The organism is Phenylobacterium immobile (ATCC 35973) (assembly GCF_001375595.1).
GTDB classification, from domain to species: Bacteria; Pseudomonadota; Alphaproteobacteria; order Caulobacterales; family Caulobacteraceae; genus Phenylobacterium; species Phenylobacterium immobile.
Genome location: NZ_CVJQ01000002.1, coordinates 200968 through 220936, shown reverse-complemented (window position 1 = coordinate 220936; position 19969 = coordinate 200968). Strand labels below are relative to the sequence as shown.

General features: G+C 64.9%; 22 protein-coding genes and 1 tRNA gene. 10 read left to right on the top strand and 13 right to left on the bottom strand.

The annotated features are described in order from the left end of the window. Positions 1–24: 24 nt before the first annotated feature. On the top strand, positions 25–585 hold the full coding sequence (locus BN1313_RS15145) for an HNH endonuclease (RefSeq protein ID WP_091743133.1): 561 nt from the start codon (positions 25–27) through the stop codon (positions 583–585). On the opposite strand, the gene BN1313_RS15140 is transcribed toward BN1313_RS15145, so the two are convergent. The 4 genes from BN1313_RS15140 to BN1313_RS15125 form a co-directional block, all read right to left on the bottom strand. Continuing rightward, positions 574–927: a hypothetical protein gene (locus tag BN1313_RS15140; RefSeq protein WP_091743132.1), complete on the bottom strand. Its 354-nt coding sequence runs from the start codon at positions 925–927 to the stop codon at positions 574–576. The genes BN1313_RS15145 and BN1313_RS15140 overlap by 12 nt on opposite strands. 136 nt (positions 928–1063) lie before the next feature. Then, positions 1064–1624: a demethoxyubiquinone hydroxylase family protein gene (locus tag BN1313_RS15135; RefSeq protein ID WP_091743131.1), complete on the bottom strand. Its 561-nt coding sequence runs from the start codon at positions 1622–1624 to the stop codon at positions 1064–1066. Further along, a complete protein-coding gene (locus tag BN1313_RS15130; protein ID WP_091743196.1) occupies positions 1621–2124 on the bottom strand; it encodes a disulfide bond formation protein B in 504 nt (167 codons plus the stop codon). The genes BN1313_RS15135 and BN1313_RS15130 overlap by 4 nt, the downstream gene beginning before the upstream one ends. Positions 2125–2153: 29 nt before the next feature. Beyond that, a complete protein-coding gene (locus tag BN1313_RS15125) occupies positions 2154–2732 on the bottom strand; it encodes a YqaA family protein (RefSeq protein ID WP_091743130.1) in 579 nt (192 codons plus the stop codon). A 120-nt stretch (positions 2733–2852) separates the two neighbouring features. Between BN1313_RS15125 and BN1313_RS15120 the strand changes: the two genes are divergently transcribed. From BN1313_RS15120 to BN1313_RS15110, 3 genes are all read left to right on the top strand, one after another. Further along, complete coding sequence (locus BN1313_RS15120; protein ID WP_091743129.1) at positions 2853–3902, top strand: isoaspartyl peptidase/L-asparaginase family protein; 1050 nt, start codon at positions 2853–2855, stop codon at positions 3900–3902. Between the two features lie 14 nt (positions 3903–3916). Beyond that, entirely contained in the window at positions 3917–4897 is a 981-nt protein-coding gene (locus tag BN1313_RS15115; protein ID WP_091743128.1) for an aldo/keto reductase, read from the top strand. Between the two features lie 178 nt (positions 4898–5075). Next, positions 5076–5567, top strand: a complete 492-nt coding sequence (locus BN1313_RS15110) for a MarR family winged helix-turn-helix transcriptional regulator (protein WP_091743127.1) — start codon at positions 5076–5078, stop codon at positions 5565–5567. Here BN1313_RS15110 and feoB read toward each other — a convergent pair. Further along, the gene (feoB, locus tag BN1313_RS15105) at positions 5564–7447 is read right to left on the bottom strand and encodes a ferrous iron transporter B (RefSeq protein WP_091743126.1); all 1884 of its coding nucleotides are present in this window, start codon (positions 7445–7447) and stop codon (positions 5564–5566) included. The genes BN1313_RS15110 and feoB overlap by 4 nt on opposite strands. Continuing rightward, a complete protein-coding gene (locus tag BN1313_RS15100; RefSeq protein ID WP_091743125.1) occupies positions 7444–7758 on the bottom strand; it encodes a FeoA family protein in 315 nt (104 codons plus the stop codon). The genes feoB and BN1313_RS15100 overlap by 4 nt, the downstream gene beginning before the upstream one ends. Positions 7759–7922: 164 nt before the next feature. Here BN1313_RS15100 and BN1313_RS15095 point away from each other — a divergent pair, with 164 nt between their 5' ends. After that, positions 7923–8558 (top strand): exopolysaccharide biosynthesis protein, encoded by a 636-nt coding sequence (locus BN1313_RS15095; RefSeq protein WP_091743124.1) that lies wholly within the window; start codon positions 7923–7925, stop codon positions 8556–8558. 67 nt (positions 8559–8625) lie between these two features. Here the strand turns inward: BN1313_RS15095 and BN1313_RS15090 are convergent. The 5 genes from BN1313_RS15090 to BN1313_RS15070 all read right to left on the bottom strand — a co-directional run bounded on the left by BN1313_RS15090 (position 8626) and on the right by BN1313_RS15070 (position 12962). Continuing rightward, positions 8626–8710 (bottom strand) — tRNA-Leu (locus BN1313_RS15090). A 99-nt stretch (positions 8711–8809) separates the two neighbouring features. Further along, on the bottom strand, positions 8810–10336 hold the full coding sequence (locus BN1313_RS15085) for an MFS transporter (RefSeq protein WP_176696057.1): 1527 nt from the start codon (positions 10334–10336) through the stop codon (positions 8810–8812). Between the two features lie 60 nt (positions 10337–10396). Beyond that, complete coding sequence (locus BN1313_RS15080) at positions 10397–11926, bottom strand: MFS transporter (RefSeq protein WP_091743122.1); 1530 nt, start codon at positions 11924–11926, stop codon at positions 10397–10399. Between the two features lie 95 nt (positions 11927–12021). Then, positions 12022–12432 carry a GlcG/HbpS family heme-binding protein gene (locus BN1313_RS15075; protein WP_176696055.1) on the bottom strand — a complete coding sequence of 137 codons (411 nt, stop codon included), beginning with the start codon at positions 12430–12432 and terminating at the stop codon, positions 12022–12024. A gap of 149 nt (positions 12433–12581) precedes the next feature. Then, positions 12582–12962 (bottom strand): hypothetical protein, encoded by a 381-nt coding sequence (locus tag BN1313_RS15070; protein ID WP_141653173.1) that lies wholly within the window; start codon positions 12960–12962, stop codon positions 12582–12584. Between the two features lie 341 nt (positions 12963–13303). Here BN1313_RS15070 and BN1313_RS15065 point away from each other — a divergent pair, with 341 nt between their 5' ends. The 5 genes from BN1313_RS15065 to BN1313_RS15045 all read left to right on the top strand — a co-directional run bounded on the left by BN1313_RS15065 (position 13304) and on the right by BN1313_RS15045 (position 17517). Continuing rightward, positions 13304–13849, top strand: coding sequence for an aromatic-ring-hydroxylating dioxygenase subunit beta (locus tag BN1313_RS15065; protein ID WP_091743119.1), 546 nt, complete (start codon positions 13304–13306; stop codon positions 13847–13849). A 205-nt stretch (positions 13850–14054) separates the two neighbouring features. Beyond that, on the top strand, positions 14055–14666 hold the full coding sequence (locus BN1313_RS15060; protein ID WP_091743118.1) for a MarR family winged helix-turn-helix transcriptional regulator: 612 nt from the start codon (positions 14055–14057) through the stop codon (positions 14664–14666). Between the two features lie 300 nt (positions 14667–14966). Continuing rightward, positions 14967–15344: a rhodanese-like domain-containing protein gene (locus BN1313_RS15055; RefSeq protein WP_091743117.1), complete on the top strand. Its 378-nt coding sequence runs from the start codon at positions 14967–14969 to the stop codon at positions 15342–15344. A 5-nt stretch (positions 15345–15349) separates the two neighbouring features. Then, the gene (locus tag BN1313_RS15050) at positions 15350–16531 is read left to right on the top strand and encodes an SRPBCC family protein (protein WP_091743116.1); all 1182 of its coding nucleotides are present in this window, start codon (positions 15350–15352) and stop codon (positions 16529–16531) included. 20 nt (positions 16532–16551) lie between these two features. Then, positions 16552–17517, top strand: coding sequence for an aldo/keto reductase (locus BN1313_RS15045; RefSeq protein WP_091743115.1), 966 nt, complete (start codon positions 16552–16554; stop codon positions 17515–17517). A 67-nt stretch (positions 17518–17584) separates the two neighbouring features. On the opposite strand, the gene BN1313_RS15040 is transcribed toward BN1313_RS15045, so the two are convergent. Continuing rightward, a complete protein-coding gene (locus BN1313_RS15040) occupies positions 17585–18673 on the bottom strand; it encodes a Gfo/Idh/MocA family protein (RefSeq protein WP_091743114.1) in 1089 nt (362 codons plus the stop codon). A 240-nt stretch (positions 18674–18913) separates the two neighbouring features. Further along, a complete protein-coding gene (locus BN1313_RS15035; RefSeq protein ID WP_091743113.1) occupies positions 18914–19900 on the bottom strand; it encodes a VOC family protein in 987 nt (328 codons plus the stop codon). Positions 19901–19969 lie beyond the last annotated feature (69 nt).

Below are 19969 nucleotides of genomic sequence, written 5' to 3'. Positions count from 1 at the left end.
CGGGCAGCGTCGGGAGGCCCGGCCATGCAGGTGCTTGAGCGCCCGCCGGCAGGGTGGCCCTGCCTCGTGCTGAACGCCGATTATCGTCCGCTCAGCTATTATCCGCTGTCGCTGTGGCCGTGGCAGGAGGTGGTCAAGGCCGTCTTCCTGGACCGGGTGGATGTGATCGCCACCTACGACCAGACGGTGCGATCGCCCTCCTTCGAGATGCAACTGCCCAGCGTGGTTTCGCTGAAGAGTTTTGTGCCGCAGGAGCGCGCGCCCGCCTTTACGCGCTTCAACCTGTTCCTGCGCGATCGTTTCCGCTGCCAGTACTGCGGTTGTCGCGACGACCTGACCTTCGACCACGTGCTGCCGCGATCAAAGGGCGGCCGCACCAGTTGGGAAAACATCGTCACGGCCTGCGCGCCCTGCAACCTCGCCAAGGGCGGGCGCACGCTCCGAGAAGCAGGCATGAAGCCGTTCCAGGTTCCCAGGCGACCCACGGCGCACGAACTACAGGACCGCGGGCGGCGATTTCCCCCGCACTACCTGCACCAGAGCTGGCTCGACTACCTCTACTGGGACATTGAGCTAGAAGCGTGAGGCGGTGCGCCGGATGGCCTGGTTCTCCAGAGCGTAGAGGCCTTGCTTCAGGCTGGCCATGTCCTGCTCAAGGCCGAGAAGGAGGGCCTCGCGGCTCGGCGTTTCATCGGCGTAGATCGAAAAGCCGAGCAGGATCGCCAGCGTCGAAAGCGCGCCCAGCAACATCGTCTTCTCATAGTCGCAAGCGCCGCCGTGGTGCTCGTCGAGGTACATGATCATCCGGCCGCCGTAGTGGATCGTGCCGGAGTAGAGCGTTGAACGCTCGATCAGCGTGAGGTTCTCAGCCTTGGCCGCTGCGGCCAGTTCTTCCAGCGGTTGAAGGTTGAGTTTGCGCTCGATCATTCGCCTGCCCCCGGACGCGGACTTAACTTGTCGAGCGTCATAGGCCAAGGTGGGTCGGATTGTGTGAAATGATCAAGTATGGCAGCCGCGGCGTATGGTAGCGTCGGCGCATAGCCTCGAGCGAAATGCGACGCTTCTAGACCTTTTCGCTGACCTTGATCGCGGCGAGGCAGCCCGCGCGAATGACGGCCGACATCAGAGCATAGCCCGGCGCCCCGTGGGCGCCTTGCGCGACAGCATGATCGCGGTGAGCGAGTTCCTCGTCGCGGAAAACGCTGAGTTCGGCGGCGAGGTCGGGCTCTCGGGCCGCGACCTCGACGATCTGCTCGGCGTAATGCGCCTCGATAACGGCTTCGACAGCCTCGGTGCAGGCATGCGCGGCCTTTTCGCCAAGCAGCGCTGTTCCCGCGCCCAGCGCGAACCCGGCGAGGCGCCAGAGCGGCGCGAGCGCCGTCGGGCGGACCCGACGTTCGGTGAGGATAGCGTCGAAACGATCGAGGTGGGCCTGTTCGTGGCTCTCCATCTCGGCGAGCTGACCAGCGATGTGTTCACGCCCCGCCGCCTTTCCGAAGACGGCGCGCTGGCCCCGGTAGATGGCGACGGCGGCCATTTCGCCGGCGTGATCGACGCGCAGCAATTCGGCGACCCGGCGACCTTGCGCGCCCTGTCCAGGGCGCGATGGGATCGGTTTGGTCACCGGCGACGCTCGCGCAGGGCGGCGATCAGGCTGAGCACAGCAAGGCTGAGGGAAGCCAGTGCGTTCCAGCCCGCCATCGACAGGCCGGCGAACACCCAGGGGGCTTCGTCACAGCGCGCCGCGCGAATGGATTCGCCACCGACCAGCGCGGCCATGGCGTCGGCCGAGACGCCGACCCCGCCGCTGGAGCAGGCGGTGGGGCCGGGCCAGAACTTCCATTCGGCGCCGGCGTGGTAGATCGCGACGCCCGCGCCGACGAGGAAGACCAGACCGAGCAGCGCGTTCGCCACGGCCTTCAGCCGCGCGCCAGGTGGAGTGCGGACCACGATCATGGCCGCGAGGGCGACGCCGGCGGCGACCCAATAGACTTCGCGCTGACGCAGGCAGAGCGTGCAGGGCTGGTAGCCGCCGAAGGTCTGGAAGGCGTGGGCGGTCGCCAGCATCGCGGCGGAGGCGATGAGGGCGCTCATGCGCCAGCGGTTGAGGATCGGGTGCAGCATCTGCCGACGATATGAGCCCAAACCGAAGGTTACAGAAAGACCTTCAGGGCGATGAAGCCTGAGATGAAGACCGCGAGCAACAGCAGCGAATAGAGTGTCAGGCGCCGCTCAAACTCGGCCAGCATGGCTGGGCCAGCGAACTTCAGCACGCTGGCGACAATGAAGAAGCGCGCGCCGCGGGTCAGGATCGAGGCCCAGATGAAGGTGAAGACATCGAAGCGGGCGAAGCCAGCGGTGATCGTTACAAGCTTGTAGGGGATCGGCGTCAGGCCCTTGGCAAGGATCACCCAGAGACCGAACTGGTCGAACCAGCGCTGGAACTCCTCGCGGCCTTCCGGGTGGCCGAAGAGCTTGAGGATGAAGAGTCCGATGGGTTCAAGAAAAACCCCGATCGCATAGCCCAGCATGCCGCCGACGACGGAGGCGGCGGTGCAGACGAACGCGTAGAAATAGGCGCGATCGGGCCTGGCCAGGACCATCGGCGCCAGCATCACATCCGGCGGCACCGGGAAGAACGAGCTTTCCGCAAAGGACACGGCGGCCAGCGCCGGCGTCGCCCGCGGCGATCTGGCCAGCGTCATTACCCAGTCATAGAGCTTGCGAAGCATAGCGATCCTTGCGCGGCATGGGTCGGTAGCTAACAGGCGATCGGTGGCTTGTCGCTGGATTGCGGTCGACGCGGCGGCGAGCGCGGGCGAAGCTGGAGCGGAGCGGACCATGGAGGATGGATGCGGGCGTTGGCGATCGGATTGGCGGGGCTGGCGATGAGCCTCGCGGCCTATGGCGCGGAGGCGGCCGGGCCCAAATGGGCGCTCGTCGTCCACGGCGGGGCCGGCGTGATCGACCGCAAAGACCTAAGCCCCGAGCAGGAGGCGGCCTATCGCGAGGGTATGGCCGCCGCGGCCGAGACCGGCGCGGCGGTGCTGAAGGCCGGCGGCTCGGCGCTCGACGCGGCTGAGGCCGCTGTCCGGGTGTTGGAGGAGGATCCTCTGTTCAACGCTGGCAGAGGCGCGGTCTTCACGGCCGATGGGCGCAATGAACTCGATTCCGCCATCATGGACGGGGCGACGATGAAGGCTGGCGCCGTAGCGCGGGTGACGACGACGCGCCATCCCATCTCGGCGGCGCGCGCCGTCATGGAGAAGTCGCCGCATGTGATGCTGTCCGCCGAGGGCGCGGACGCCTTCGCCAAGGAAGCGGGCCTAGAGCAGGTCGATCCATCCTGGTTCTTCACGGAACGGCGCTGGCGCTCGCTTGAACGCGAACTTTCCCGGCAAGGCCTGCCGACCCCCGCGCGCCCCGCCGGCGCGCCCACCGCGCCGGACGCACGCGTGAGCCTGGCCCACGACGAAGGCAAACTTGGCACGGTCGGCGTGGTCGCGCTCGACGCCCAGGGCCATGTCGCCGCGGCGACCTCCACCGGCGGGGTGACCGCAAAGCGCTGGGGACGGATCGGCGACTCGCCGATCATCGGCGCGGGGACTTACGCCTCCGACGCCTCCTGCGCGGTGTCGGCGACCGGCACCGGCGAGTATTTCATCCGCCTGACCGTGGCGCGCGACATCTGCGCTCTGGTCGAACTCAAAGGCCTGAGTCTGCAGGCGGCCGCCGACGAGGTGGTGCAGAAGAAGCTCGTCGCCATAGGCGGTGATGGCGGCGTCATCGCTGTCGCGCCCGGCGGCCGGATGGCCTGGAGTTTCAACACCTCGGGGATGTACCGCGCCCGAATCGCCGAGGGTCAACCGTTGACCATCGGCATCTACAAAGACGAACCCTGAAAGAGGAGGCCTTGATGGCCGCAAACACACAACGCACGCTGGGCACCCTGACCGTAAGCCAGCAAGGCTTCGGCTGCATGGGGCTGTCGCACACCTACGGCCAGGCCGACGAGGCCGAGTCGCTCAAGACGCTGGACCGGGCCATGGCGCTCGGAATCACCTTCTTCGACACCGCCGACATCTACGGGAACGGCCACAACGAGGGGCTGGTGGCGAAGGCCATCGACGGGCGGCGCGACCGGCTCGTGGTCGCCACGAAGTTCGGCAATCGGCTGGACCGCGAAACCAGCGGCCGCACGCTGGACGCCAGCCCGGCCTATATCCGACAGGCCGTGGAAGCCAGCCTGACGCGGCTCAAGACCGACCGGATCGACCTCTACTACATGCACCGCCTCGATCCTCAGACGCCGATCGAGGACACGGTCGGCGAGATGGCGCGGTTGAAGGCGGAGGGCAAGATCCTGGCGCTGGGACTTTCGGAGGTGGATAGCGACATCCTGCGGCGCGCCCAGGCGGTCGCGCCGATCGCCGCCCTGCAGAGCGAATACTCCCTGTGGACCCGCGATGTCGAAGAGGACATCCTGGCGACCTGCGCCGAGCTGGGCGTCGGATTTGTCGCCTACAGCCCGCTGGGCCGCGGCTTCCTGGCCAACAGCGAGATCGTCGAGGCCAACGACCGTCGCCTTCAGCACCCGCGCTTCCAGGCCGACGCCATCGCCGCCAACAGCCTGCGCCGGGCCGCCATCGAGGCGGTGGCCGCCTCGCGCGGGGTGACAACCGCCCAGGTCAGCCTGGCCTGGGTGTTGTCAAAGGGCGTCGTGCCGATCCCTGGCACCCGGCATGTAAGCCATCTGGAAAGTAACTGGGCGGCCAACGACATCATCCTCACGCCGGACGAAACCGCGACGCTGGAGGCGGCCTTCCCGATTGGTTCCACAGTGGGCGCAAGATATCCGGCCGGATCACCCCCGGTGCCTTCGGCGAAGCGGATTTAGAGTTCCGGCGCCAGCGCTGCCCGCAAAAGGGCAGCGCTGGCCAATCCACATCAGAAGGCGTCTGCGGGCTGGCGTCCGCATGCGGGCCTGGCGATCTTCAAGCTCGGCGCCCTCGTTCGGGCGAAGCAGGCGTGAAGCGGCGGTTCCAACAAGCCGCGCGCGCGCGTTTGAGGAAGCCATGCGACCAGCGTTCAAGACGATTACGGATGACTTCGCCGAAGATCGGCTGGAGTTGGACGATTTCCTTCCCTATCGGCTGTCGGTCGCGTCGGGCGCGGTCACCGGCCTGATTTCGCGGGCTTATCGCGAGCGGTTCGGTTTGAGCGTGCCGCAATGGCGGGTCATGTCCGCCTTGGCCGAGGATGGCCGGCTGCGTGAGGCTGAGTTGATCGGCCGTACGATGATGGACGGCCTCACCGTGGCTCAGGCGACGCAAGGCCTGGCGCACCGCGGCATGCTGCTGCGCGCGGCCGACACCGTTTCCCTGAACCTCGCCGGGGAGCGGCTCTATGAACAGATCGCACCGCTGGCTCACGCCTACGAGGCGGCGTTGATCGCCGGGCTCAAGCCTGAGGAGGTCAAGTTGTTGAAGCGTCTCCTGCTACGGATCCAGGGCGCGGCCACCTCGCTGGCAGGCGAAGGCGAACCGCCGGAACTCGGCGGGTTCTAGCCCCAGCCCAGCGCCACGGCTGTGTGGTAGACGATGAACGACCCCAGGTAGGCGAGGGCGGTCATGTAGCCGAACATGATCCACATCCAGAGCCAGGAGTTGGTCTCGCGCTTCACGACGCCGAGCGTCGCCACGCATTGGGGGGCGAAGATGTACCAGGCCAGGAACGACAGGCCTGTCGCCAGGGACCAGTCGCCGGCCAGCACCGTGCCGAGCGCGGCGGGCGCCTCATCGGCGTTGGCGACGGCGTAGACGGTGCCGAGCGCTGCAACGGCCACCTCCCGGGCGGCGAAGCCCGGGATCAAGGCGACCACCATCTGCCAGTTGAATCCGATTGGGGCGAACAGCGGCTGTAGCGCCTGGCCGATCATGCCGGCGAAACTGTAGTCGATGGCTGGCCGCGTAGCGTCCTCGGGCGCGAATGGGAAGGTCGACAGCGCCCAGACCAAGATCATCAGCGGCATGATGATCCGGCCGGCGCGGCTCAGGAAGATCTTGGCCCGCAGCAAGAGGTTGTGGATGACGTTCTTGGGGTCGGGGACCTTGTAGGTCGGCAATTCCATCAGGAACGGCTCGACGGCGCTGCGCCAGAAGACGTGGCGGATCACGAAGGAGACCGCCAAGGCGGAGAAGATGCCGGCCGCATAGAGGCCGAACATCACAAGGCCCTGCAGGTTCAGCACGCCAGCGACGGATCGATTGGGAATGAAGGCGCCGATGATCAGGGTGTAGACCGGGATCCGCGCTGAACAGGTCATCAGCGGCGCGACCAGGATCGTGGTCAGCCGGTCGCGCTTGTTGTCGATGACCCGGGCCGCCATGACGCCTGGGATGGCGCAGGCGAAGGACGAGAGCAGGGGGATGAAGGCGCGTCCGTGCAGGCCGGCGCCGCCCATGATGCGGTCCATCAAGAAGGCCGCGCGGGCCATGTAGCCGAAGTCTTCGAGCAGGATGATGAACAGGAAGAGGATCAGGATCTGCGGCAGGAAGACCAGCACAGAGCCGACGCCGGCGATCAGGCCATCGACGAGAAGGCTTTCGACCAGTCCGTCCGGCGCGACCGCCGCCGCGAGGCCGCCCAGCGCGGCGACGCCCGCATCAATGGCGTCCTGCGCCGGACCCGCCCAGCTGAACACCGCCTGGAACATCACGAACAGAAGGGTCAGCAAGATCAGCAGGCCGGCCACCGGGTGCAGCAGCACCGAATCGATGCGCCCGGTCAGGGTGTCGGGGTGCTCCGGCGGCCGAACGTAGGTCTTGAGCAGGCGCTGGGCCTCGCGGTGGGCGGCGCGCAGCTCGCCGGCGTCCGGCTCGCGCCAGGTGTTGGCGGCGACGACGGCGCCAGAGGCGACGAGCGCCTGGACCTGGCCGGTAAGTTCGGCCAGGCCGCGCTTGCGGGTCGCCACCGTGGTGACGATCGGGCAGCCCAGGTCGCGCGACAGGCCTTCGAGGTCGATCCGCAGGCCCTGGCGCTGGGCGATGTCATACATGTTCATGGCCAGAACCATTGGCCGGCCGACGGCCTTGAGCTCCAGCACCAGGCGCAGGACGAGCCGCAGGTTCGTGGCGTCGGCGACGCAGACGATGACGTCAGGAAGCGCCTCGCCCTCCAGGCGGCCCAGGATTGCGTCGCGGGTGACCACTTCGTCGGGGCTGCGGGCGCGTAGGGAATAGGTTCCGGGAAGATCGAGGATCGACAGGTGCGCGCCGTCCGCCGTCGTCGCCTGCCCCTCCTTCCGCTCGACGGTGACGCCGGCGTAGTTGGCGACTTTCTGGCGCGCGCCGGTGAGCGCGTTGAAGAGGGCGGTCTTGCCGGAGTTGGGGTTGCCGACCAGGGCGACGCGGGTCGCGTGTCCGGCGTGGGCGACAGCTTCGCTCATCGGGCCTGGCCCTCATCCATGCGAAGCCAGATCTGGGCGGCGTCGCGCCGGCGCAGCGCCACGCGCATGTCGTCCAGGCGCACCGCGATAGGATCGTGGCCGATCGCGCCCTCGAACAGCACCTCGACATGGGCGCCTTCGACAAAGCCGAACTCCAGCAGCCGACGCTCCAATTCCGCCGGATCGAGGCCATGCTCGTGGTCGTGGTGGGCCTGCGTCGTTTCGCGACGAACCTCGACGATCACGCCGCGGTCGCCGGGGCTGGCCGACCCCAGCGAGCGCAGGGCGACATCCCCAGGCAGTTCAGTCATGACGCGATCCCGACCCAAACATTGCGAGCGATTATCATTTAATTGGCGCAACCGTCGAGCTTTTCAATGGCGGGTCGCTGTGAGGCGCCGAACGGTGTGGCTTGACCGTATCGCCGCGCCGTTTTCGCGAACGGAGCCTTGCCCTGGCGCGCGCGAGGCCGCAGATGACAGCGGTGCCCGAGCCATCCCACGAGAAGAGCGTCTCCGAGCTACTAGGCTCCATCGCCGAACGCGGTCGTGGCAAGATCGCGATCACCGACATCCTGGCGGTGTTTGGAGATCGCGCGTTCGGCGCGGTGATCTTTGTGTTCGCAGCGCCCCTGGTCTTGCCGATGCCGCCCGGCGTTTCAGCCTTGCTGGGCGCGCCGCTGTTGTTTGTCACCGCCCAGTGGATGGTTGGTCGTCGGACGCTGTGGATGCCGAAGGTGCTGCTCGACCGCACGATCTCGCGCAATGATTTCAAGAGCCTGGTCGAGAAACTGAACCCCTACCTGCGCAAGCTGGAGCGGCGGCTGCGGCCGCGCTGGACCTTCATTTTCAATCCCGTGATGGACCGCCTGACCGGCGCGGTCTGCTTCGTGCTGTCGATCATCGTCTTCCTGCCGATTCCCTTCGGCAACATGCTGCCCAGCCTGGCCATCGCCGCCTTCGCGATCGGCGCGGTGGAGCGTGACGGCCTGGCGGTGATCGTCGGCTGGATCTGCGCGATCCTGTCTGTGGCGCTGCTCGTTCTGCTGTCGCGCGCGATCATTGCGGCGGTGACCGCCTTCATGGGTACGCTGGTGGGCATCCTGACCTAGAGAGGGCCTGCTCAGCGTCGAACGTCGCCTGGTCGAACGTCGCCTGCCGGCCGCCGGCCTTCGATGATGGTGCGGGCGGTCGGGGTCGAACCGACACTCCTTTCGGAACCGGATTTTGAGTCCGGCGCGTCTACCAATTCCACCACGCCCGCACAGGCTAGGGCGCGCCAAAGCCGCCCGTTGGATCAAGGCTGATGTGCCACAAGCAGTCTCGCCCCGTCTACTCCTAGAGCGCAGACGAGGCGCACCGTTCAGCCTTCTGGCCGGACCGCGGGGTTTATTCCCATCAGAGGCGCGGGCGCCTCGCGCTCCGCCGTCAGGGACGGATCTTCTCGGGCGGCGAGGCCGGAAGCCTCGAGCGTGCGGACATTGGCCTCATGCTTGGCCCGGTCGATGCGATAGAAGGACAGGGTCACAAGGCAGCCGCCGTTGAAGCAGATCAGTGCGCCGACATAGGTCCAGGCCAGGTGGGTCAGCACCACTGGGTCGACGCCGACGACCTTGGCGTTTTCCGGGAAGTTGGCGAAGTGCAGCATCTGGCCGGCGGCCATGACGCCGACGCCGGACACGGCCTTTTTGAACAGATTGTCCGCCGAGAAGAGCAGGCCTTCGCTGCGTCGTCCGGTGCGGACGGCGGCGTCCTCGACGACGTCGGCGATCATCGCCTGGATGGCGATGGCGGTGGCCTGGGTGAAGGCCTGGGTGGTGAGCGCAAATCCCATCAGGATGCCAAACAGGGCGTCCGTGCCGCGGGCCGGCATGAAGCCCAGCTGGTCGAGAATGATCGGGGCGATCATCAGGACGATGCTGATCGCGCCTGTGGTCAGCCCGCCGACCCGCTTGCCGAGGCGCCTTGAAACCTTTGGCGCCATGTAGGCGCCGAAGATGCCGGAGGTCACCAGCAGGATCGCCAGGATCGTCAGCTGGTTCTGGGTCCAGCCCCAGTAGAAAAGCCCAATGTAGAGATTGAGGCTGGAGGTGATGCCCGTGCCAATGGCCAACACCATCCCGGCTGTCGCCACGACGCCGAACGAGGGGTTGCGGACAGTGGCGATGATCTCTTTCAGAGTGTCGCGGACGCTGGGCTTCTTCAGGCGAACAGGCGGCTTGGACAGGTAGGGGATTTGCCGGTGCGTCCCCATGGTCGAGATCAGGATGACCGTGAAGATGAAGAGGCCGGCGGCGAGCGCGAAGCCCGGGTAACCGGCGCGGTCGGTCACCCCGCCGGTGCCGTCGGGGTGCTGTCGCATGAAGATCTGATAGACGCTCACCTGCAGGGTGAGCGTGCCCAGGATGCCGAACATCTGGCGTAGCGCCAGTAGCTTGGTCCGTCCGTCGTAATCGCTGACCAATTCCGGTGCGAGCGACGTCGAAGGCAGTTCGAAGAAGGTGTCGAACAGCCGGATCGTCAGCAGACAAGTGAGCATGTAGGCGAAGAGCGCGCCCTCGCTCCAACCCTGCGGCGGGTTCCAGATCAGGAAGAAGGCGATCGAGACCGGCGCCGCGGCCGTATACATGAAGGGGTGCCGCCGACCGAGCCGAGAGCGGAAATTATCCGAGATCTGGCCGACCAGCGGGTCGACCACGGAATCGAACACGAGGGCGATCATGATCGCGCTGGAGACCAGGCGCGGATCGAGACCCACCACCTGATTGTAGAACAGCAGCAGGAGCATCGAGAGCCCCTGCTGCTTAATCTGGTTGGCGGAGGCGCCGGAGCCGTAAAGGATCTTGGTGAGCAAGCCGACGGGCGGGCGCACCCTAGTTTCGTTGACCACGGACTTCCTCCCAATGGTGGGCCGACGTGGGTCTTTCGCCCGTCGTCAGCCGCGTTGAACTCAGCTTGGTTTGGGCTGCACGCCCGGCTCCGTTCCGAAGAGCGGCGCCGGATTATCCCGCGCTGCGCCCAGGGCGGGCTCCTCGCGCGCAGCCAGGCCCGCCGCTTCCAGGTTGGCGACGTTGGCCTCATGTTTCTTGCGATCGATCGTGTAGAACGACAGCGTCACCAGGCAACCGCCGTTGAAGCACCATAGGGCGAAGACGTAGGTCCAGCCGAGGTGGCTGAGAACGTCGGCCGACACGCCGACGACCTTGGCGTTCTCCGGGAAGTTGGCGAAGTGCAGCATCTGGCCGGCGGCAAGGACGCCGACGCCGGACACCGCCTTCTTGAACAGATTGTCGGCGGAGAACAGCAGGCCCTCGCTACGCCGACCGGTCTTCACCGCAGCGTCTTCGACCACGTCGGCGATCATGGCCTGGATGGCCACGCTGGTCGCCAGCATGAAGGCCTGCGTCGACAGCACGAAAACCATCATGGTGTAGAACAGGATGTCTTCGCCCCGCGCGGGCATGAAGCCGAGCTGGTCGAGAATGACCGGCGTGGTCGACAGCGTGATCCCGATGGTCCCGGTGGTGATGCCGCCGATCCGCTTGCCGAAGCGCTTCGCCAGCGCAGGGGCGATAAAAGCCCCGCCGATGCCGGAGATCACTTGCAACACCACCAGGATGGTCAGCTGGTTCTGGTTCCAGCCCCAATAGAAGAGGCCCATGTAGACGTTGAGGCTGGTGGTGATGCCGCTGCCGATCGCCAGCACCATGCCGGCGATGCAGACAACCGCGAAGGACCGGTTCCGCACGGTGGCGCCGATTTCCCTGGCCATGGCGGCGAGGTTGACCTTCTCAGGACGCTTGGGCGGTTGGGTGAGGAACGGGATCTGCCGGAATGTCCCGGCGCTGGACAAGACGATGACCACGAAGATGAAAAGGCCAGCGGCCAGGGCGAAGGCGGGGTAGCCCTCGCGAACCGTGACGCCGCCGCTGCCGTCGGCATGCTGTCGCATGAAGATCTGGTAGACGCTCACCTGCAGGGCGAGCGTGCCGAGGATGCCGAACGCCTGGCGCATCGCCAGCAGCCTGGTCCGCTGGTCGTAGTCGCTGACCAGTTCTGGCGCGAGCGCGGTCGAAGGCAATTCGAAGAAGGTGTCGAACAGCCGGATCGTCAGCAGACAGGTGAGCATGTAGGCGAAGATCGCCCCTTCGGACCAACCGTGCGGCGGATTCCAGATGAGGAAGAAGGCGACCGCGACCGGCGCGGCTGCGGTGAACATGAAGGGATGGCGCCGGCCAAGCCTCGACCGGAAATTGTCTGATATCTGGCCCACCAGGGGATCAACGATGGAGTCGAAGATCAGGGCGATCATGATGGCGGTGGAGATCAGACGTGGATCCAGACCCACCACCTGATTGTAAAAAAGCAGCAAGAGCATCGATAAGCCCTGCTGCTTTATCTGGTTCGCCATGGCGCCGGAGCTGTACAGCACCTTGGTCAGCAGCCCCACGGGGGGACGGATTCTGGCCTCTGCCGGCATTGTTAACCTCCCGATTTTTATTCTTTTTGTCGTTTTATTCTATCGGTTGAGGCCGCCGCGGCAACGGCGGCCTCTGTAACAAAGCTTGTAAGACTCTAGGCGCTGGCCGCCGCCCTTGCGGCCTCGATGGCGTGAAGGGCGATCTCGTCGTCCTGCTCAGGGGTGCCGCCCGAGACGCCAATGCCGCCGATGGGGGCGAGGTCGCGCACCGGCTGGCCCCCCGCGTAGAGCGTGAAGCGCTCAGCGAGGCGGGCAGAGATTGGATTGGTGAGGCCGGGCCAGCGATCCTGGACCTTGGCGAGCTGCGCCGTCGGCATTCCCGTGAAGTTCGAGGTGCAGGCCTTGGCTTCGGCCACCACCGCGGTGAGACCCGGCATGCCCGGCGCGCGGCGGAACGCCAAAAGCACGCCGCCGGTATCGACAATCGCGATGCTGATGCCGCGCAGTTCGAGCGTCTTGGCGTGTTCGGCGGCCGCCTTGAGAACGAGATCGACTGGATCAGACATATTAACCCTCCATGAAGGAGGGCACCTTGCCATCGTCCGAGGCGATGGCAAGTGGTTCAGCAAAGCTAGGTTTCTATTCTGCCTGATCCAGAATTTCAGCGGGTTACATCTGTATCAGATCGTGCGGACCCGACAGATTATCTGTTAAATTACAATGGATCTATCTCAAATTCATGGATCGCCAGTCGATCTCGGCTGAAGGCGAGCGTCACACCCTCCCAGAATCCGTTGTCGTTTTCAAAGTAGAGAAAAGCGTCGGCGCCCTGGGCCGTCTGGGTGTCGACCCCTGTCACGCTCCACTCGCCGCGCAGTTCGCCATCGGCGCCGTAAACCTTGGCCGGGACTTGCATCAGATCCGGCGCGCAGATTTCGCTCAGCACGCCGCAGCGAATCTCCAAAGGGTCTGGCCCATGGATGAGGCAGACCGAATCCTTCCAGCCCTTGTCGGACATCCGAAACTCCAAGGAGTCGGCGGCGATCTTGCGCTGGACGGTGAAGCCGTAGGTCGCGACGGAAAGTTCGACGGTCATGGCGATCTCTGTTCTCATTGGCGGCCGGGGCGGGCGGGGAGTGATAGCGTCGGCGTCCCCAGACAGTAAAGCTGTGCCCCGCGCGGCTGTTCCCAGCCATGCTTCGGGACGGCGAGGATGGCGAGGCCGGACGCGCTAGAAGGCCATTTACATCAGACGTGAAGATGATAGTCCTTGCCTCAGCAAGAATGTGGTCGTAATGGCTGCAACTCGGCTTTTGGGGGAAACGCGGGCGGGCGCAGCTCTTTAAACGCGCACTGCAAGACAAGCTCGCGACCCCGATGGGGATGGTCTGACACGTGCTTTAAATACGGCCTTGGCCGATAAGGAGAACAACAGGAATGGTTGACGTGATTGAAAAGCCGGCCGTGAAGCTGGACCTCGACGCCCTGCTGCTGCAGCACGAAATCGAGCAATATTATTACGTGGAAGCTGGCCTCCTCGACAACCGCGACTACGCGGAATGGCTGAAGCTGTTCACCGAGGACTGCCACTATTTCATGCCGGTTCGTCGCACGAAGACCAGCAACGAGCTGGACCGCGAATTCACGCGTCCAGGTGAAATCGCCTTCTTCGACGACGACCACGCCATGCTGGTCGCCCGCATCAAGAAGCTCGACACCGGCTACGCCTGGGCTGAAGATCCGCCCTCGCGCCAGCGCCACCTGGTCAACAACGTCCGTATTCTTGAGAATGACGGCGAGAAGCTGAAGGTCACCTCGAACTTCCACTTCTATCGCACGCGTCTGAACTCGGAAGAGGACAACTGGATCGGCCATCGCGTTGACGAGCTGGTCCGTGTCGACGGCGAACTGAAGATCAAGACCCGCAACATCTATCTGGAGCAGACCGTTCTGCTCTCCCGCAACCTGAGCAACTTCTTCTAAGCTTCAGGCCAACGCCTATCAGCGACGGCGCGGGTTGTCATAGGCAGCCCGCGCCGTTTGCGTTTGAAGCGCCCACGGGATCGCAGTGCTATCTGCGCCGTCTATACGTCATACTTGCCATGGCAAATATGCCGCCCTAAGTTTCGGTAGCCTGACAGCGTACGTCGTTTGAGTCTGTCGAGAGCCTCGCCAAGGATCCTGACCCATGTCCAAGTCGCCGGATGCGCCCGCTCTGGAATTCCCGCCGCGGGAGCAATGGATGGTCTGGGGGCTCTTCCTCAAGGCGTTCAAGGTGGTCACCGATCAGGTGGATAAGGCGCTGAAGGCCGAGGCGCCCGTGTCGCTGCCGGAATTCGAGATCCTGCACATCCTCAAGAACAACGACGGCCGGATGCGGCTGATCGACCTGGCGACGGGCACGCTTCTTAGCCAGAGCCGGATCAGCCGGCAGGTGGACGCTCTGCAAGCCAAGGGATTCCTGGTGCGCGAGGTCTCCGAGGCCGACCGTCGGGCCACCTATGCGGTCCTGACGCCCGAGGGGGTGCGGACTTACGACCTCGCCAGCCAGCCGTTTCTGCGGGCCTACTACAAGCATTTCGCCGATTTGATCGGTGAAAACGCCCAGGCGTTCGGGACCATTCTCGGTCCCTTGATGAACCAGGAAAAGCTGCCATCAGGCTCGAGCCTGTTCATTGACGCGCTGCGCGCGGGCGCGATCCAGGCGCATTCGGACGCTCGTCCTGCGGCCAGCCCAGCAGCCTCGCCGTCCCGCGAGCGCGCCGAGCCGCGGATGCCGATGGAAGGCTTCGCCAGCTAGGACTGGGCGAGCTGACTATTGGATGTCCGGCAACCAAGCCTGAGCGGTAAAACCGTCTATTGAGGTCAAGTTAAGCCCGCGCGCGCGCGGTTGCCGCGGTCTAGCTAACATATTGCCTTTCCTCAGGAAATTGGCGCTTCCAGCTTAGCCTGAGACAGGGGCGCCGCGAAAATCTGTCGCCGACCCTTGCCATGTCAAGCCACACATTCTAGTCCTTCGGACGCCCGTAGCGGAGGCGCTGTCCGAGGCACGGGACACTCGAATTTTTGCCACCCGAAACGGGGGCGGGGAGGTACTACAATGGCTTCTAACGACATTGCGCGTCTTAGCGTTGAAGACGTCGAAAAGCTCATCAACACGTCGGACGCCCAGATCGTCGACGTTCGTCCGCCCTTCGACTATTTCGGCGGTCGCGTCCCTGGCGCCCTGAACCTGCCGGCGACTTCAGTCGTCAGCCGCAACGCCCAGGTCCCGAAGGACCGCAAGCTGGTGTTCGTCGACGACGACGGCCAAGGCATGTCCCTGGAAGCGGCTCAAGCTGCTCTGGACTCTGGCTTCTACACCGAAGGCGTGGCGATCCTCGACGGCGGCTATGACGCCTGGATCGAAGCTGACAAGACCACGGAAACCATCTCGGACGGCATCCAGCCGCCGCCGGTGAAGAAAGCCGCTAGCTGAGATCGATGGCGTACTACGACACCGTAGCCGCCGAACTCAGTCCTGAAGTCTACTCCGATCCCGGCCTGCTCGGCCGGGAGCTCGACGGACCGTTCGCACGCTCTTGGCTGTTCGGCGGTCCGGCGAGTTGGGTTGAACAGCCCGGCGCATTCTACGTCACGCGCGTCGGCCGAAAGGCCGTCGTGTTGTGGCGGGATTCGGCCGGGGTGCTCGGCGCCTACGAGAACCGCTGCGCGCGCTCGGAAGAGTCGATTGTCGCCGAGCCGCGAGGCTCCGCAGAAGAGCTGATCTGCGGCTGCCACGGGTGGGCCTACACCCGCGACGGCGCCAAGGGCAGCGTGCCACTGAAAAGCATGGGCGCTGCGGTGGTTGACCGCGGCTTCGTCTTTGTGGGCCGCGGCTCACGGACCTTCCGCGAGCAGCTGGGCGAGTTCGCCTGGTACTTCGACCTGATCGCCGACAGTTTCGCCGGCGGCGTCGTCTTTCACGGCGAACTGCCGTTGAAGACCAGGCTCACCTGCAACTGGAAGCTTGGTGTCGAGACCTACTGCGGCGACCAGTACCGCCGCCTGACCGTCACCAAGGCCACGACGGACGCCCTAGACAAGGGCGAACCCAACTTGACCGAGGGCTTCCAGGCCGCGGCTGGCGGCGGCGTGGTGATGTTGAGCGCCGAATATGCCGAGACGGAGGTGAAGGCGCTCAGCGCAACGATCTTCCCGAACCTGTCGTTCGATGGAGACATCGGCGTCCTGCACGTCTGGCATCCGGTCAGCGCGAATGAGACGGAGGTTCATACCTACTGTCTTGTCGCCGCCAATGATCCGCAGTCGGTGAGGGACGCCAAGCGTCGCCGTTGCAGTCTGCATTTTGGGCCTACCGGCATGGAGACCCAGGACCACGAGGCGGTCTGGTCGCAAATCACGAAGATCAGCCGCGGACGCCGCCGCCGCCGCGCAGGGCTCAACCTGCAGATGGGCCTCGGCCATGAGCGCCGATCCAACTACCCCGGCCAGATCTCTGATCTCGTCAGCGAGATGGGGCAGCGCAGCTTCTACGCCTGGTGGCAGGCGGAGATCGACGCGCCTGTCGATCCGGCCGTCCACGAGGACAAGCTTCAACTGATGATTCGCAAGCCCTCCGCAGAAGAGGGCGCGCCGCTTTCCAGTCAACAAAACCAAAATTAGGGCCCAGGAGGTCAACGACCATGAAATACAATCAACTCGGCCGTACGGGCGTTCGCGTCTCCGCACTCGCTCTGGGCACTGCGACCTTCGGCGTCGCGCCCCTTGAGAAGGATGGGCTCAAGCTCATCGACCGCGCCCTTGAGTTCGGCATCAACCACATCGACGTGGCCAACAGCTACGGCAACCAACCCCATTTTGATCGTCCTGGCGCGCCGGCCGCGAAGGATCGCGCCTCTTCTGAAGAGATCGTCGGCAAGGCCATCAAGGGTCGCCGCAATGACATCATCCTCTCCTCGAAGGTGATGGAACCGGTAGGTGAGGGCGTGAACGACCGTGGTCTCTCGCGCCGTCACATTTTCCAACAGATCGAGCGCAGCTTGAAGCGCTTCGACACCGACCATATCGACATCTACTACGCTCACCATCCGGACGTGACGACGCCGATCGACGAGACGGTGGCGGCCTTTGACGATCTCGTCCGCCAGGGCAAAATCCGTTACTATGCGCTGTCGACCTATCCGGCGTGGCGTCTGACGGACGCGCTGTGGAAAGCCGACAAGATGGGCGCCCGGCCGCCCGTGGCGAACCAGATTCCCTACAACTTGGCGCTCCGCACGCCCGAAGCCGAGGTCATCCCCGCGGTCCTGGCCGCCGGCCTGTCGCTGACGGTCTTCAGCCCGCTGGCGGGCGGCTTGTTCGCCGGCGCCGCCACCGACGGCCGCGCCTTCGCCGGCGCCCAGCGCTGGGGCGGCGCGGGTTTTAACGAACGACAGATCGAGCTCGCCAAAAAGGTCGAAGCCTTGTCGGCCGAGTGCGGCATTTCCAGTCCACACTTGGCGCTGGCCTGGTTGATCGCTCAGCCGGCTGTGGCGAGCGCGGTGATCGGTCCTGAGGACATGGCCCAGCTGGAAGCCAATATTGGCGCGGCTGACTTGGACCTTGATCCGGCCGTGCTGGCGACCTTGAACGAGATCAGCAAGGTCTGATCCAGCGTCCGTAGGATGACGTAGCGCCCGCCGACCTGAAACAGGTCGGCGGGCCTTTCGGTCGGGCCTAGACGTTCACCCAGGCGCCAGTGGCGTTGGATTCGTGCAGAGCATCCGAAATACGCTGAAGCTGATAGGCGTCATCGAAGTTCGGGGCCGGAGAGGTTCCAGCGCCTATGCCCGCAGAGAAATCGAGATAGAGCTTCCTATAGGCGCGGTAGATCGCCGGCTTCGGATCGTTTTCAAGAGTCGGCAGGATGAAGGCGGGCGGGATCTCGAGCGGCCTGATCTGAGGGCCATCGGCGAACCTGCCCCCGGACACCGTCTCGGCATCGCTGGCCACGAGGATGGGCTGAACGATTTCCAGAGCGCCTTCACTACCCAGGATGTTGATCCTGCCGCCGGGGCCGAAGGGTGATGCGCTCGAGGCCGAAATGGCGCCCCAGGCGCCGTTCGCCAGCTCGAAAGTGGCTGTGACGCCGCTGTCGCCGTCCAGAGCGCTGCCATCAGCCTGGAGCGCACCCGGCTTCGGTGCGATCGTGCGGCCGTTGATCGCCTTCACCGGGCCGAACCAATCGATGATGCTGTCGAAGAACGTTGACATCTGGCCCGTCGAGAAGCCGCCGCCGGTCTTCATGCCAAGGCGCCAGTGGCTCCGTGCCGGCGCCGGAAGCGGAGGCTCTTTTGGACCGACGAAGAAGGTCATGGAGATGCCCTGCAAGGTCCCGATATAGCCTTCGTCGATCAGGGATTTGACGTAGGCACGAGCGGGCGCATGGCGAAAGGCGTGAGCGATCATCGCCGTGCGGCCACTCGCCGCTGCGCGCGCCCGCATTTCCGTCGCTTCAGCCGTGTTGAGGGCGAAGGGCTTCTCCAGCATCACATGCAAGCCGGCGTCGAGGGCTTTCAGAACCATGTCGTGATGTGGCGCCGGCGGGGTCGTGATGGCGACGGCGTCCAGGCCCGGGTGGGCCAGGAGCGCTTCGAAATCGGTATAGCGACCCTCCACTCCTAAGCGGTCCGCCGCTTCGGTGAGTTTGTCAGCTGTGCGCGCCGCCAGAGCGACAACCTCGAATCCCTCGAGACGTGCAGCCGGAATGTGTCCCGTGACCCCCACTCCTAAACCCACGACGCCAAGTTTCAATTTTTCACTCATCGTTTCCTCCTCTGCCCGGGGCGCTGCTCGGCCCCTTGGTTCTAAACGGGTACTGGAGCTATAATGAATACTGCGGCCCCGCAAGAAGGCACAATTGCGTAACTAGTGACAAGGCGCTGGCCCGAGCACGCCAATGGGCCCGCCCGACGATGTGTCTCGCGCAACAAAAAAGCGGGCCGCGTGAGCGGCCCGCTTCTCTGTGCCGGGAAGCCGGACTGCCGGCTTCCCTTGTCGATTGGCTTACGCCGGTTGCTTGGCCGGCGCGGCGTTGGCCGAGGCCATCGCCTGCGGCGCAGCGGGCGCCGGACGGGCTTGGACCATGCCGTGACCCCAGATCGAAGCGGCCCGGTGTTGAACCACTTCCCACTTGTCCTCGTCGAGGATTTGCAGGCCGCCGAAGCCGTACTCGACGTTGAAGCCCGAAGGCGTGTTGCCGTAGAACGAGGTCATCTTGTCGTTGGTGTGACGACCGATGGCGCCCGTCGGGATGCCGCGCTGTTGGAACAGACCGAGGCCCAGGCCGACATCGTCCAGATCCTTCACTTCAAGCATGAAGTGGTTCAGGCGCTTGGGCGCAGGCTCGCCCTCAACCGCCGGACGCCGGGGCACGACGGCCAGGGAGTGGTGGCGCGGGTTCACGTGCATGAACGTGGCCCGGACCTGCGGGTTGAACTGGATGTAGTCCGAGAGCTTCGCGCCCAGCACTTCAGTGTAGAAGCGGACGTACTCTTCAACGTTGGCGACCTGCACCAGGATGTGGCCCAGGCCCATGCTGTCGGCGTTGAAACCGCGCACGCCGCGGGGCGAGACGAAGGGCTTGTGATCGACGAAGGCGCCGCAATAGATCTCGACGGGGAGGCCGTCCGGATCCGTGAACTTGATGAGGCCCACGACCATGCGACGGGCGCACTCTTCGGCCGTGCCCTGCGTGACTTCAATGCCATAGGCGCGGATCTGGTCGGCCATCTGGGCGAGCGACTCCAGGTCCTTCACTTCCCAGCCCGAGAAGACCAGATCGTCCTCGCCCGTGGGGCGCAGCTCGATACGGCGATGATAGCCGTCGTGACGGAGGAAAACCGAGCCGTCCTCAGCTTCGCCCACTTCCTGGAGACCCAGCAGGTTGCCGGCGAAATCGCGCCAGGCCGCCATGTCCGAGACACCGAAACCCACATAGCCAAGCTGCGTCACAGACGCCCGGTCGGCCGAATTGCTTCTCACGTAACCCATGGTAGCGCCTTCCTCAATGAAGCGGCCCACTCCGGGACCTGCTCGGTTTCAATTCAGAACTAAAGCTCT